Annotated in this window: 14 protein-coding genes; 7 read left to right on the top strand and 7 right to left on the bottom strand. The window is 69.5% G+C overall.

Annotated elements, in window-relative coordinates; translation table 11 throughout:
* The first annotated feature begins 9 nt into the window (after positions 1 to 9).
* The 3 genes from nudE to mazG are packed head-to-tail and all read left to right on the top strand — an operon-like array spanning position 10 to position 2,190.
* Positions 10 to 564 carry an ADP compounds hydrolase NudE gene (gene nudE, locus ACFWZ1_RS05280; protein WP_439665662.1) on the top strand — a complete coding sequence of 185 codons (555 nt, stop codon included), beginning with the start codon at positions 10 to 12 and terminating at the stop codon, positions 562 to 564.
* On the top strand, positions 561 to 1,385 hold the full coding sequence (gene cysQ / locus ACFWZ1_RS05285; protein ID WP_439665663.1) for a 3'(2'),5'-bisphosphate nucleotidase CysQ: 825 nt from the start codon (positions 561 to 563) through the stop codon (positions 1,383 to 1,385). Before nudE ends, cysQ begins: the two co-directional genes overlap by 4 nt.
* Before the next feature lie 4 nt (positions 1,386 to 1,389).
* Positions 1,390 to 2,190 (top strand): nucleoside triphosphate pyrophosphohydrolase, encoded by an 801-nt coding sequence (gene mazG / locus ACFWZ1_RS05290; RefSeq protein WP_439665664.1) that lies wholly within the window; start codon positions 1,390 to 1,392, stop codon positions 2,188 to 2,190.
* A 43-nt stretch (positions 2,191 to 2,233) separates the two neighbouring features.
* Here mazG and ACFWZ1_RS05295 read toward each other — a convergent pair whose 3' ends face one another.
* Positions 2,234 to 2,746, bottom strand: a complete 513-nt coding sequence (locus ACFWZ1_RS05295) for a hypothetical protein (RefSeq protein WP_439665665.1) — start codon at positions 2,744 to 2,746, stop codon at positions 2,234 to 2,236.
* Positions 2,747 to 2,863: 117 nt separating this feature from the next.
* Between ACFWZ1_RS05295 and ACFWZ1_RS05300 the strand changes: the two genes are divergently transcribed.
* Positions 2,864 to 3,631 carry a DUF4097 family beta strand repeat-containing protein gene (locus ACFWZ1_RS05300; RefSeq protein WP_439665666.1) on the top strand — a complete coding sequence of 256 codons (768 nt, stop codon included), beginning with the start codon at positions 2,864 to 2,866 and terminating at the stop codon, positions 3,629 to 3,631.
* A gap of 97 nt (positions 3,632 to 3,728) precedes the next feature.
* Here ACFWZ1_RS05300 and ACFWZ1_RS05305 read toward each other — a convergent pair whose 3' ends face one another.
* From ACFWZ1_RS05305 to ACFWZ1_RS05325, 5 genes are all read right to left on the bottom strand, one after another.
* A complete protein-coding gene (locus ACFWZ1_RS05305) occupies positions 3,729 to 4,847 on the bottom strand; it encodes an SLC13 family permease (protein ID WP_439665667.1) in 1,119 nt (372 codons plus the stop codon).
* 19 nt (positions 4,848 to 4,866) lie between these two features.
* Positions 4,867 to 5,487 (bottom strand): glutathione S-transferase family protein, encoded by a 621-nt coding sequence (locus ACFWZ1_RS05310; protein ID WP_439665668.1) that lies wholly within the window; start codon positions 5,485 to 5,487, stop codon positions 4,867 to 4,869.
* Positions 5,488 to 5,507: 20 nt separating this feature from the next.
* Positions 5,508 to 5,714 (bottom strand): hypothetical protein, encoded by a 207-nt coding sequence (locus tag ACFWZ1_RS05315; RefSeq protein WP_439665669.1) that lies wholly within the window; start codon positions 5,712 to 5,714, stop codon positions 5,508 to 5,510.
* 40 nt (positions 5,715 to 5,754) lie between these two features.
* The gene (locus tag ACFWZ1_RS05320; RefSeq protein WP_439665670.1) at positions 5,755 to 8,235 is read right to left on the bottom strand and encodes an ABC transporter permease; all 2,481 of its coding nucleotides are present in this window, start codon (positions 8,233 to 8,235) and stop codon (positions 5,755 to 5,757) included.
* A gap of 76 nt (positions 8,236 to 8,311) precedes the next feature.
* A complete protein-coding gene (locus tag ACFWZ1_RS05325) occupies positions 8,312 to 9,007 on the bottom strand; it encodes an ABC transporter ATP-binding protein (protein WP_439665671.1) in 696 nt (231 codons plus the stop codon).
* Here ACFWZ1_RS05325 and ACFWZ1_RS05330 point away from each other — a divergent pair.
* From ACFWZ1_RS05330 to ACFWZ1_RS05340, 3 genes are all read left to right on the top strand, one after another.
* The gene (locus ACFWZ1_RS05330) at positions 9,006 to 9,638 is read left to right on the top strand and encodes an arylesterase (RefSeq protein WP_439665672.1); all 633 of its coding nucleotides are present in this window, start codon (positions 9,006 to 9,008) and stop codon (positions 9,636 to 9,638) included. The two genes, ACFWZ1_RS05325 and ACFWZ1_RS05330, sit on opposite strands and share 2 nt — an antisense overlap.
* Before the next feature lie 131 nt (positions 9,639 to 9,769).
* On the top strand, positions 9,770 to 10,495 hold the full coding sequence (locus ACFWZ1_RS05335) for a response regulator transcription factor (protein ID WP_209619864.1): 726 nt from the start codon (positions 9,770 to 9,772) through the stop codon (positions 10,493 to 10,495).
* Between the two features lie 30 nt (positions 10,496 to 10,525).
* Positions 10,526 to 11,497, top strand: a complete 972-nt coding sequence (locus ACFWZ1_RS05340) for a sensor histidine kinase (RefSeq protein WP_439665673.1) — start codon at positions 10,526 to 10,528, stop codon at positions 11,495 to 11,497.
* Positions 11,498 to 11,584: 87 nt separating this feature from the next.
* On the opposite strand, the gene ACFWZ1_RS05345 is transcribed toward ACFWZ1_RS05340, so the two are convergent.
* Complete coding sequence (locus ACFWZ1_RS05345; protein WP_231325891.1) at positions 11,585 to 12,214, bottom strand: CoA transferase subunit B; 630 nt, start codon at positions 12,212 to 12,214, stop codon at positions 11,585 to 11,587.
* Between the last annotated feature and the right edge of the window lie 32 nt (positions 12,215 to 12,246).

A 12,246-nucleotide genomic window follows, 5' to 3' on the forward strand; every position in this document is an offset into this window, starting at 1 on the left:
AATGTCCTGATGCGCAAGCCACCGATCATCCATGCCACCCGCGAATGCGTCGACAGCCGCTTCCTGCGCGTCGAGCAACTGGACCTAGAGTTTTCCAACGGCGAGAAGCGTACCTACGAGCGCCTGCGCGCCAGCGGCCTGGGTGCGGTGATCATCGTGCCGATGCTCGACGAGGACACCGTCCTGCTGATCCGCGAGTACGGCGCCGGCGTGGGCCGCTACGAGCTTTCGCTGCCCAAGGGCCGGCTCGACCAGGACGAGACCGCCGAACAGGGCGCCAATCGCGAGCTCAAGGAAGAAATCGGCTACGGCGCGAATCGCCTGAAGATCCTGCACAACCTGTCGCTATCGCCCGGCTACATGACGCACATGGCGCACGTGGTGCTGGCACAGGATCTCTACCCCGAACGCCTGCCCGGCGACGAACCCGAGGAGTTGGACGTGGTCCCATGGAAGCTTTCCGAACTGCACACCCTGATCGGCCGTGACGACGTGACCGAAGGCCGCTCGATCGCCGCCCTGTTCATGGCGCGCGAGTACCTGGCCGGGCGGTTCCAGCCATGAGCGCGGTTGCCCCCGAGACCGGCCTGCTGGCCGAGGTGAGTGCGATCGCGCGCGAAGCGGCGACCGCGATTCTGGCGATCTACCGCGACGAGTTCGCCGTCCAGCACAAGGACGATGCCTCGCCGCTCACCGCCGCCGACCTTGCCGCCCAGCGCGTGATCGCCGCGGGCCTCGCGCGCATCGCACCCGACGTGCCGGTGCTGTCCGAGGAAGCGCGCGCCGCGCCGTGGGAACTGCGCCAGACGTGGTCGCGCTACTGGCTGGTCGATCCCCTTGACGGCACCCGCGAATTCATCAAGCGCAACGGCGAGTTCACCGTCAACATCGCACTGATCGAGGACCACCGCCCGGTGCTTGGCGTGGTGTTGGCGCCGGTCACCGGCGAGCTGTTCGCCGCTGCCGACGGCCAGGGCGCCTGGCTGCAGCAGCACGCCAACGGCCAGTGGCAGAAGATCGGCGTGCGCGCGTTGGCCGCGCCGGCAGTCGTTGCCGGCAGCCGCTCGCACGGCAGCGACACGCAGGGCTTTCTCGACGCGCTGCTGGATACGCCCTATCAACCTTTCCCGATGGGCTCCTCGTTGAAGTTCTGCCTGATCGCCCGCGCCGTGGCCGACCTCTACCTGCGGCTGGGCCCGACCAGCGAGTGGGACACCGCGGCGGCGCAATGCGTGCTGGAGCAGGCTGGCGGCGCAGTGCTGGACCTTGCCGGCGAGCCGTTGCGATACAACACCAAGGACTCCGTGCTCAACCCGGAATTCCTCGCCGTGGGCGACCGCGGGGTGGAGTGGAAGGCGCGGCTGGGCAAGGCGAGGCCGGCGTAAGGGAATGGCGGGCCGCTACACGCTGGACGACCTGCTCGCGGTCATGGCGCGCCTGCGCGATCCCGAGCACGGCTGCCCGTGGGACGTGCAGCAGGACTTCGCCACGATCGCGCCCTACACGCTGGAGGAAGCGTACGAAGTCGCCGACGCCATCGATCGCGGCGACTTCGACGACCTGCGCGAGGAATTGGGCGACCTGCTGCTGCAGGTGGTGTTTCATGCGCAGATGGCCAGTGAGCGCGGCCTGTTCGACTTCGCCGACGTCGCCCACGGTATCGCCGACAAGATGCGCCGGCGCCACCCGCACGTCTTTGGCGAGGAGCGCTACGAGAACATCGAGGCGCAGACGCGCGCCTGGGAAGACATCAAGGCGGCCGAGCGCGCCGAACGCGGCCAGGCACACGATGCCAGCGCCTTGGCGGGCATCTCGCGCGGCCTGCCGGAGTGGAAGCGCGCGGCCAAGCTGCAGCAGCGCGCCGCGAGCGTGGGTTTCGAGTGGCGCGAGCCTGGGCCGATGCTGGAAAAGCTGGCCGAGGAAGTGGACGAGGTCCACGCCGAATTCGATGCCGGCGCGGATACCGCCCGACTGGAAGACGAACTGGGCGACGTGCTGTTCGTCACCGCCAACCTGGCACGCCATGCGGGTGTCGATTTCTCCCGCGCCCTGCGTCGCGCCAATGCGAAGTTCGAGCGGCGCTTCCGCTGCATGGAAACGCTGGCTGCCGGGGAAGGCCGCCCGCTCGCCGAACGTAGCCTGGACGAACAGGAAGCCCTCTGGCGGCAGGCCAAGGCCGCCGAGCCGTAGCCCTCCGGAAGGAGCCCACAAGTGGGCTTCTGTAAGGCGGCGATTACTTCGCCGCCGGCATCTTCCCTTGCTGCCACTGCGCGCGCATGCGCTCGCGCTCGGCGCGCATCTTTGCCTCGTTGGCGAGGTTCTCGGAGAGACTCTTGCGCAGCGTGGCGATCGCCTGGTCGAAGCTGGCCGGCTGCGCCTGCAGGCGGGCGAGGCGGTGGTAGGCGTAGGTGCGCAGATGCGGATCCTGCGACTTGGCCAGTACTTCGTTGTAGATGCCAGCCAGGTCCTTCTCGCGACCGGCCCGGCGGTAGAGCCGCTCCAGCGCGTGCAGGTCGGTCATGGCGCCCATGCCGGGGCCATGCGGCATGCGCATCCCGTGCATGCGCTCGCCCATGTCGGGGCCGTGCTCCATGTGCATGCGATGCATGGCTTCCCCCATGGGTGCGGGTGCGGGAAGCGTGCGGGCCTGTGCCGCCGACGGCGCGGGCGACGCGTCCTGCGACACGGCCAGGGGGCTGGCCAGCAGCAGGGCGAGGGCAGGGGCGAGCAGGATGCGAGATGCCATGGGTGAGCTCCGTTCGAGGGTGTTCCGGAAAACGCGATCCGATGCACTGCGTTGACTGCAACCCTCAGACGCCCGGGTGCATCCAAAGGGGGTCCATTCAGCCAAGCGGAGTCTCCCATGCGCCTCATCCTCGCCTCACTGTTGTTGCTTGCGCCGCTGGCCGGCCATGCGACCGACGACTGCGCCTTCGAGGCACCTCGCAACATGAGCGTCGACCTGGCCGGCGTACACGCCGTGCAGATCGAGGTGCACAGTTTCGATCTGCACGTGACCGGCCGGGCCGATGCCCGCAAGCTCGATGTGCGCGGCCGGGCCTGTGCTTCCGACCGCGACATGCTCGACCAGCTGGTCGTCACCCAGCGACGCGAGGGCGACCAGCTCATCCTCGAGCTCGGCAACGGCCGCGGGTTCCACTGGCTCGGCAGCGGCGAGGCCGACCTGGACGTGGCGGTCGAGCTTCCGGCCAGCCTGCCCTTGACGGTGGACGTGGGTTCGGGTGACGCCGACGTCAGTGGGGTCGCCCAGCTCGACAGCCACGTCGGTTCCGGTGATCTGCACGTGCGCAACGTGGCCGGCCGCTTTGCCACCAGCGTGGGTTCGGGCGATGCCGAGGCACACGACGTCGGCAGCCTGGACGTCGGCTCGGTCGGTTCGGGCGACCTCACCGCAAGCGGGATTGGCGGCGACGCGCGCGTGGGCAGCATCGGCTCGGGCGACGTGACCCTGCGCAACGTGCGCGGCAGCGTGCATGCCGACACGCTGGGCTCGGGCGACCTGGACGTCGATGGCGTGGGCGGCGACCTCAGCCTTGGTGCCAAGGGCAGCGGCGACGTGAGCTACAACGGGGTCAAGGGCAAGGTCGACGTGCCGCGCGACGACGACTGATCCCACGCGGACCGTGCCAGGGCGGACTTCAGCCCACCGCCCACCTTGCCGGCGGTGGACTGCAGCTCACCCGTGAGCCCCACGGGGATGCGAGCCGTCAGCCAAGCCACCGCCACGCAAGGTATACAAGTGGCGCGCACACCAGCAGGAACGGAATCGACACCCGGTGCAGCGCGCGCAGCCCGTGCGGCTGGCGCGCCAGCCGCAGGGCGATGAGGTTGGCCAGCGAACCGATCGCCACCCCGACGCCGCCCACGTTCACCGCCACCGCAAGGGCAATCGGGTCGTGGGCGCGTTCGAGCAACAGCACGGTCGCCGGCACGTTGCTGATCAGCTGCGAGGCGAGGATGCCGCCCAGGTAGAGCGTGAGCGGCTGGCCGAAGTCCAGGCGATCCAGCGCAGCGTCGACCCATGGCAGCTCGGCCAGATGGCCAAGCCCGAGGAAGATCGCGGCGAAGGTGAGCAGCAGAAGCCAATCGACACGCGCCAGGCTGCGCGGGGCAGCGAGCACGAATACCAGCAGCAGCGCGCCGGCGCCGAACGCCGCGTGGCCGTACTCCATCAACACCACCATGGCTGCCAGCGCGACCGTCGACAGCATGGCCAGGCCGCGGGCCACCGGTTGACGGTCCAGCGCCTGCGGCGCCAGCGCCACGCGATCGCGTGGCAGCCACGCCCAGGTCAGTGCCGCTACCAGCACGAACATCACTGCGGCCGCCGGCAGCATGGCCCAGACGAAGCCCAGGAACGACAGCTGTCCGTGCTGCCACAGCAGCAGGTTCTGTGGGTTGCCGATCGGGCTCAGCGTCGAGCCCGCGTTCACCGCCAGCGCCTCCAGTACCACCATGCGCAGCACCGGCAAGTTCGAGAGCCCGCCGATCGCCACGGTCAGCGGCACCAGCACGAACAGGCTCACATCGTTGGTGAGAACCATGGACAGCAGTGCGGTGGCGCCGACCAGCAGCAACCCCAGGCTTCGCAGCGAATGCGTGCGCGCCACGAGCAGCGCGGCGGCGTGCTGCACCAGCGCACTGTCGCGGATGCCCTGGATGGCGATCAGCAGGCCGGCCAGGCCGGCCAGCGTCGGTCCCTGCAGCCAGCGGCGCCAGGTGGCCGCCGGTTGCGGATCGGCGAACGCCAGCACCAGCGTGAGCAGGGCGAAGGCGACCAGCAGCCATTCGGCCTTCAGCCGGTCCAGCCAGTGGCGCACGGTCATCGGTGCTTGCGTGGACGGCCTACCATTCGCGCAGGCCCTCGACCTCGTACAGCCGCTGCCAGCTCGGCCGCGCTCGCACGAGATCCGCCAGCCGCTTGAGCGCCGGCCATTCGGTCGCCGGGCGCGGCATGTTGCGCGACCAGCGCATGAGCATGGTCAGCAACAGGTCGGCGCCGGAGAAGCGCTCGCCCAGCAGGTACGGGCCGTGTGCGGCCAGTTGGGCATCGAGCAGGTCCCACACGCCCTCGATCCGCCGCTGCAGCGCCGCGTGCACGGCCGGCGTGTCGTCCAGGTCCTGCGGGTAGAACCAGAAGCGGTAGGCGGACATCAGCGTGTTGCTGAGGTAGACGATCCACTGGTACCAGGCTGCCCGCTCGGGCGTACCGGGCGGCGGCGCGAGCGGCGAGCCGGGGTGCCGCTCTGCCAGCAGCATCAACAGCGCGGCCGACTCGCCCAGCGGCTTGCCGTCGACCACCAGCGTGGGCACCACGCCGCGCGGGTTGAGCTCGAGGTAGCCGGGATCGCGCTGCGCCCCGGCATCCAGGTCGACCAGCTTGAGTTCGTGTGGCGCGCCGGTTTCCAGCAGGGCCAGGTGGACCACCATGCTGGCGGTGCCGGGAGCGTAGTAGAGCGTGTACATGCGCCGTTCTCCGTGCTCGGTCAATCCTGCGGCGGCTCACCGGATCCATCGTTGCCGCGGCCACGCATGGCGCTGCCCAGCGCAACGCCAATGGCCACGCCGATGCCGATACCGAGCGCGAGGTTGTGCAGGGCGACGCCGAGGCCGGCGCCAATGGCCACGCCAAGGGCAATACCCGTACCCAGGCTGTTGCGTGGACTGCGGGTCGTTTTGCGGTTGTCGCTCATGGCTGGGTCCCGGTGGCAAGCGCCCAGTCTGGGGCCGGGCTCATCCTTCCCGCAACAACCGCATCGGCGAGGTCCGGGTGACCCGGCGCGTGCCCGCCAGTCCCAGCAACATGATCACCGCGGCAGCCAGCAGCGCAGCACCCGCCAGCGGCGCCAGCGGTGGCATGAAATCGTCAAGCCGGAACACCGCCCGCCCCAGCCACCAGCCCGCGACGGCGGCGCCCAGCGCCGCCGTCAGGCCGGCGATCAGGCCCAGCAGGGCGAACTCGCAGGCCGCCGCCAGGCGCAACTGGCCACGTCGCGCGCCCAGCGTGCGCAGCAGCGCGGCTTCGTGCCGGCGCTCGGCCGCGCTGGTGGCGAGCGCCGCGGCCAGCACCAGGGCGCCGGCCAGCAGGCTGAACCCGAGCACCCAGCGCACCGCGCCGCCGACCTGGTCGACGATCTCGCGCACCCGGTCCAGCAATGCATCCACGTCCACCAGACTGAGGTTGCTGTAGTCGCGCGACAGTTTCGCCAGCGCCTCGGCATGACCGCGCGGCAGGTAGAAACTGGCCAGCCAGGTGTGCGGCAGTCCGCTCGCATGCGCCGGGTCCAACAGCAGGAAGAAGTTCACCCGGAACGAACTCCAGTCGACCTGGCGCACGCTGCCGACAGTGGCTTCGAGCGAGCCTTCGCCCACGTCGAAGCGCATGCGGTCGCCGGGCTTCAACGCGAACATGTCGCGCCACATGGTGTCCACCGATACCTCCGCCTGCGGTGGGTGGGCGCCTGCCCAGCGGCCGGCGACCACCCGGTTGGACGGCGGCAGCGTGCCGGTCCAAGAGAGCCGGAGCTGGCGGTCGACCCATTCCTTGGCGCGTGGGTCGGCGAAATGCAACTGGTCCACCGGCTTGCCGTTGATCGCGGCGAGCTTGCCCACCGCCAGCGGCAGCATGTTGAGTTCCTGCGCGCCCAGGTGCTCCAGGCGCCGGGTGAAATCGGCGCGCTGGTCGTCCTGCAGGTTGAGCACGAACCAGTTGGGCGTATCCGGCGGCAGCTCGCGGCGCCAACCTTCCAGCAACGCAGGCGCGACCACCGCGAGCAACAGCAGGGCGACCAGGCCGAGGCTGAGTGCAGTGGCCTGCACCGTACTCAGGCCCCGCCGCCGCGCCAGTGCGGCCAGCCCCAGCCGTAGCGCCGGATGCGCTCCCGGTGCGATGCGCCGCGCGAACCACAGCAGGACCAGCGCGAGCAGGGCGGCGAGTAAGGCGACGCCGAACAGGCTGACAGCCAGGATGCCGGCCAGTTTGGCCGAGCCGCTCTGGCTCCAGATCAGCGCCAGCGCAACCAGCGCCGGTGCCAGATACAGCATGTCGACGCGGCGCACGCGACGCGCCATGCTGGCGCGGAACACGGCCACCGGCGGCACCTCGGCCAGGCGGGCCAGTGGAGGCAGCGCGAAGCCGATGAGCACCGCCAGACCCATCGCCGCGGCGCCCAGCGCCGGCAAGAGTGGCAGGGAAGTAGGCACGTGCACGAACGTGGCGCCGGCCAGGCGCCAGGCGCCTTCGGCCAAGCCCCAGGACAACAGCACGCCCAGCGCGGCCGCCGGCAGCGCAAGCGCGCCCAGGGTCGCCAGCAACAGGGCGAGCACGCGGGAGCGGGCGGTCCCCAGCGCCCGCAGCAGGGCGATCTCCGGGGTCTTGCGCCGCGCGTAGCGCTGCGCCGCCAGTGCGATCGCCACGCCGGCCAGCAGGGCCGACAGCAACGCGGTCAGGCGCAGGAACGCGCCGGCGCGGTCGAACGCGTTGCGCATGCGTTCCTGGGTCTGTTCGGGCGTCACCAGGTCCGCACCCTGGGGCAGGGGTCGCCCCTTGACCCAGGCGAGCCAACTGCCGACCGCCGCGGGCGTCCCGGCGACGAGCAGGCGGTGGCGCGCACGGCTGCCCACGCCGAGCAGGCCGGCGCGCCGCGCGTCGGCCAGGTTCATCAGCGCGCGAGGGGCCATGGCCACCAACTGGCCGCCGTCGGGCTGGCTCACCAGTTCGGCCGCGACAGTCAGCTCCTGGCCGCCCAGCTGCACGCGGTCGCCCACGGCAAGGCCGAGAGCGATCATCGCGCGATGGTCCAGGTATACGGTGCCGGCCGCCGGGCCATGGCCCGCGGAGGAGCCGCCATGCGCGGCAAGCTCCAGTGTGCCGCGCAGCGGCCAGGCACCATCGACCGCGTCGACGTCGAGCAACTGGCCGCGCTCGCCGGCGAAAGCCACGCTTGGGAACCCGGCGCTGCGGGTCACCGCCAGATCGCGCTGGCGCGCTTCGTCGGCGTAGGCTTGCGGCACCGTCTGTGGCGCGGACAGGCCGGCGTCGCCGCCGATCAGCTCCGCGGCGCTGGCAAGCAGGCCGCGTTCGACACGGCTGGCGAGCGTGGCGACGACGCCGAGGGCCACGACGGCCAGCAGCAGCGAGGCGGCCAGCGTGCGCAGTTCCGGCAGGTGCCATTCGCGGCGCAGAGTGCGCAGGGCGAGGCGGAGCAGCTTCATGCGGTGGCTCCGCGACCGGCCGGTGGCCGCACATGGCGGTCGCGAACGGGGTGCATTCCTACAGCGTCGCGGTGCCTCATCGGGCGTCGGCCGGCGCAGCGACGCGGCCCTCCACCAATTCCACGCCGCGGGCGCAGCGCGCGGCCAGCTGCGCGTCGTGGGTCACCAGCACGAGCGTGGTGTGGTGGTCGCGATTGAGCGCGAACAACAGGTCGGCGACGTGCCGCCCGGTGCGCTGGTCGAGATTGCCGGTGGGCTCGTCGGCGAACAGCACCCGCGGACCGTGCACGAACGCGCGTGCGATCGCCACGCGCTGCTGCTCGCCCCCGGAAAGCTGTGCGGGATAATGGCGCCGGCGCGCATGCAGCCCGACCGCATCGAGTGCTTCGTGCGCCCGTTCGCGCGCATCGTCGCGACCTTCCAGCTCCAGCGGCAGCATCACGTTTTCTTCCGCGGTGAGTGCCGGCAGCAGGTGGAAGGACTGGAACACGAAGCCGACCAGCCGCCGGCGCAGATCCGCGCGCGCCTCCTCGTCCGTCGCCTGGAGCGCATGGCCGTCCAGATGGATGGCGCCGGCGCTGGGCACGTCCAGCCCGGCCAGCAGGCCGAGCAGCGTGGTCTTGCCCGAGCCCGACGCGCCGACGATCGCGAAGCTCTCGCCGGCATGCACCGAGAGGCTTACGCCGGCCAGGATGTCCAGCTTCCCCTCGGGGCCGCGGACCGTCTTGCTAACATCGCGGGCCTCCAGAAGCGGTCGGGAAGATTCACTCATGCGTCGAGTCCTCGGGTTGCTGGCCCTGTTGTGGATGGGATGGAGCGGCGCCGCGCTGGCGGCCGCGCCGAAGACGGCCGCGACCAGGACGATACTTGTGCTGGGTGATTCGCTGTCGGCCGCGCACAACATCGCCGCGAACCAGGGCTGGGTGCATCTGCTGGAAGTACGCCTTGGCAAGATGGAGCCACCTTGGCGCGTGGTCAATGCCAGCATCAGCGGCGAGACCACGCTGAGCGGGCGACACCATCTTCCGGCGCTGCTGGAGACGTACAAGCCGAACGTGCTCGTGCTGGAGCTCGGCGGCAATGACGGCCTGCGCGGCCTGCCGCTGGCGGCGATGAAGGACAACCTCGCGGCCATGATCGACATGGCGCACCAGGGGCACGTCAAGGTGCTGCTGGTGGGGATCGAATTGCCGGTGAACTACGGGCCGCGCTACCGCGAGGCGCTGAGCGGCGTATACGCCGATCTCGCGCGCAGCAAACGCACGGCGCTGGTGCCTTTCCTGCTCGAGAAAGTCGCGCTTGACCCGTCGCTCATGCAGGCCGATGGTTTGCATCCCACTGCTGGGGGCGAGCCGGCCGTGTTTGCCACGGTTTGGGCCCAGCTCGCACCACTGTTACGCTGAAAAGGCTCGCACCCCACCAGCGGGCTCGACAAAAAAACGCGTGCTGAATCACGTGTTTATAGCTTTCACGCTGCTGTCACCCGTCGGATCGTTAGCTCTTCACATTTGTGAAAACCACCAACGGAGGGACCATGAGCCTGCGCGACGAACAGTCCGGCTTGATCCTGCTGGTCGAGGACAACCGGCAAATTGCTGAGATGGTTGGAGAATTCCTGGAGCGCCGCGGCTATTCGGTGGACTATGCGGCCGACGGCGTCAGTGGGTTGCACCTGGCGGTGTCGAACAGCTACGACGTCATCGTGCTGGACCTGATGCTGCCGGGCATGGACGGCCTGGACGTGTGCCGCAAGCTGCGCAAGGACGCCAAGAAGTCCACGCCGGTGCTCATGCTTACCGCGCGCGACACGCTCGAAGACAAGCTGATCGGCCTGGAAGCCGGTGCGGACGATTACCTGGTCAAGCCGTTCGAGGTGCGCGAGCTGGAAGCCCGCCTGCGCGCGCTGATCCGCCGCGATCGCCGCCAAGTGTCCTCCGAGGTGCTCACCGTCGGCGACATGACGCTCGACACTGCCACCCTGCGCCTGACCCGCGGCGGGCAGGAGCTGACCGTTTCACCGATCGGCCTGAAGCTGCTTGCGATCCTGATGCGTGAATCGCCTCGCGTGGTCAGCCGTCGCGACATCGAGCGGGAGATCTGGGGCGACACGCTGCCCGACTCGGACACCCTGCGCTCGCACCTGTACAACCTGCGCCGCGTCATCGACAAGCCGTTCGACCGCCCGTTGCTGCACACGATCCATTCGGCAGGTTACCGCCTGGCCGACCTGGAAACGGAAGTGGCGACGGCCACCGCCTGATCGAGCGGGGTGAGCATCGCAACAACAGGTATGGACAGGGGATTGCCCAGGAAACAGGGCGGGGGACAGAGGCGGGCCGGTGCGTTCCACCGCCGGCTTGCGCTGATCTTCGGCCTGCACCTGATCGGCGTGGTCATCTGCGTCATGCTGGGTGTGTACGGCGTCGCGCCGCCAGTGGCGATACTGGTGCTGCTTGCCGTCATCAGCGCCCTGGCATGGCTGGCGGCACGGCGGCAATGGCGGCCGGTCGGCCGGCTCGCGCGCGTGATCGACGCCTGGGACGAGGAGCCTGACCTGGACGCGCTGGCGCCCACGCGCCTGTCCGACCAGGCCGACGCCGACGTGGTGACGCTTGCGCGTGGCCTGCACGGCTTTGCCACGCGCATCGCCGGCTACAACCAGCGCGAGCGCAACTTCACCCGTGACGCCAGCCACGAGCTGCGCAGCCCGTTGACGGTGATCAAGATGTCGGCCGACATGCTCACCGATGAATCGGAGCTCAGCAAGTTCGGCGTGCGCTCGGTCAAGCGCATCCAGCGCGCCACGCGCGAGATGGAGGCGTTGATCGAAGCATTGCTGATCCTGGCCCGGGAGTCGGACGTGGGGGCGGGCGAGGAGGAGTTCGTCGTCAACGACGTCCTGCACAAGGGCATGGACGATCTGCAGCAGATGCTCGAAGGCCGGGCGGTCGACCTCAAGATCGAGGAGCCGGCGCGCTTCGCCCTGCGCGCCTCGCCACGGGTATTCATGGTGTTGTGCTGGCAATTGATCCGCAACGCCAGCCAGCAGGCCGACCACGGCACGATCCTGATCACCGTGCTGCCCGGCGCGGTGGCTGTATCCAACCGCGTGGAGGATGCACCGGCGATCGACCGGCACGGCTTCGAACTGGCAATCGCCCAGCGCATCAGCGAGCGCTTCCATTGGCCGCTGGAACTGCAGACGCGCGACGGCGGCGAGCACATCGCGAGCATCCGCTTCCCGGAAACGCTGCCGGCCTGAGCGGGCAACCCCTTGCAGGGGCGCACCTGTGCGCGACCGTGATCCTCCCGGTCGCGTACAGGTGCGCTCCTGCAGGGCGTGAGGCGCTCAGCTCTTCAGCGAGGGCGAAACGGCGAACTCGCAACCGGTCTTGGTCTTCACCTCGTCCAGCGTCACGCCCGGATGGAGTTCGACCAGCGTCAGGCCCTTGCCCTTCTCGACCTCGAACACCGCAAGATCGGTGATGATCAAGTCCACCACTTCCTTGCCGGTCAACGGCAGGTCGCACTGGGGCTTGATCTTGGGCGAACCGTCTTTCGCGGTGTGCTCCATCAGCACGACCACGCGCTTGACGCCGCTGACCAGGTCCATGGCGCCGCCCGGACCCTTGACCATCTTGCCCGGCACCATCCAGTTGGCCAGGTCGCCGGTGGCCGAAACCTCCAGACCGCCCAGGATCGACAGGTCGATATGGCCGCCGCGAATCATCGCGAACGAATCGGCACTGGAGAAAAAGGCCGAGCCGGGCAGGGTAGTGATGGTCTGCTTGCCGGCGTTGATGAGGTCCGGATCGATCTGGTCCTCCGCCGGGAAGGGACCGATGCCGAGCAGGCCGTTCTCCGATTGCAGGATCACGTCCATGCCTTCGGGGATGTAATTGGCCACCAGCGTCGGAATGCCGATGCCCAGGTTCACGTAGAAGCCGTCGCGCAGTTCCTTCGCCGCGCGCTGGGCCATCGCCGAGCGGGTCGGGTTTTCCTTGCCGGTAT

The organism is Frateuria sp. GZRe14 (genome assembly GCF_051900395.1).
GTDB classification, from domain to species: Bacteria; Pseudomonadota; Gammaproteobacteria; order Xanthomonadales; family Rhodanobacteraceae; genus Frateuria_A; species Frateuria_A edaphi.

Coding starts and splice junctions, on each gene's coding strand:
- nudE (WP_439665662.1), top strand. CDS start 10: ATGCGCAAGCCACCGATCATCCATGCCACCCGCGAATGCGTCGACAGC.
- cysQ (WP_439665663.1), top strand. CDS start 561: ATGAGCGCGGTTGCCCCCGAGACCGGCCTGCTGGCCGAGGTGAGTGCG.
- mazG (WP_439665664.1), top strand. CDS start 1,390: ATGGCGGGCCGCTACACGCTGGACGACCTGCTCGCGGTCATGGCGCGC.
- ACFWZ1_RS05295 (WP_439665665.1), bottom strand. CDS start 2,746: ATGGCATCTCGCATCCTGCTCGCCCCTGCCCTCGCCCTGCTGCTGGCC.
- ACFWZ1_RS05300 (WP_439665666.1), top strand. CDS start 2,864: ATGCGCCTCATCCTCGCCTCACTGTTGTTGCTTGCGCCGCTGGCCGGC.
- ACFWZ1_RS05305 (WP_439665667.1), bottom strand. CDS start 4,847: ATGACCGTGCGCCACTGGCTGGACCGGCTGAAGGCCGAATGGCTGCTG.
- ACFWZ1_RS05310 (WP_439665668.1), bottom strand. CDS start 5,487: ATGTACACGCTCTACTACGCTCCCGGCACCGCCAGCATGGTGGTCCAC.
- ACFWZ1_RS05315 (WP_439665669.1), bottom strand. CDS start 5,714: ATGAGCGACAACCGCAAAACGACCCGCAGTCCACGCAACAGCCTGGGT.
- ACFWZ1_RS05320 (WP_439665670.1), bottom strand. CDS start 8,235: ATGAAGCTGCTCCGCCTCGCCCTGCGCACTCTGCGCCGCGAATGGCAC.
- ACFWZ1_RS05330 (WP_439665672.1), top strand. CDS start 9,006: ATGCGTCGAGTCCTCGGGTTGCTGGCCCTGTTGTGGATGGGATGGAGC.
- ACFWZ1_RS05325 (WP_439665671.1), bottom strand. CDS start 9,007: ATGAGTGAATCTTCCCGACCGCTTCTGGAGGCCCGCGATGTTAGCAAG.
- ACFWZ1_RS05335 (WP_209619864.1), top strand. CDS start 9,770: ATGAGCCTGCGCGACGAACAGTCCGGCTTGATCCTGCTGGTCGAGGAC.
- ACFWZ1_RS05340 (WP_439665673.1), top strand. CDS start 10,526: ATGGACAGGGGATTGCCCAGGAAACAGGGCGGGGGACAGAGGCGGGCC.
- ACFWZ1_RS05345 (WP_231325891.1), bottom strand. CDS start 12,214: ATGGCCCAGCGCGCGGCGAAGGAACTGCGCGACGGCTTCTACGTGAAC.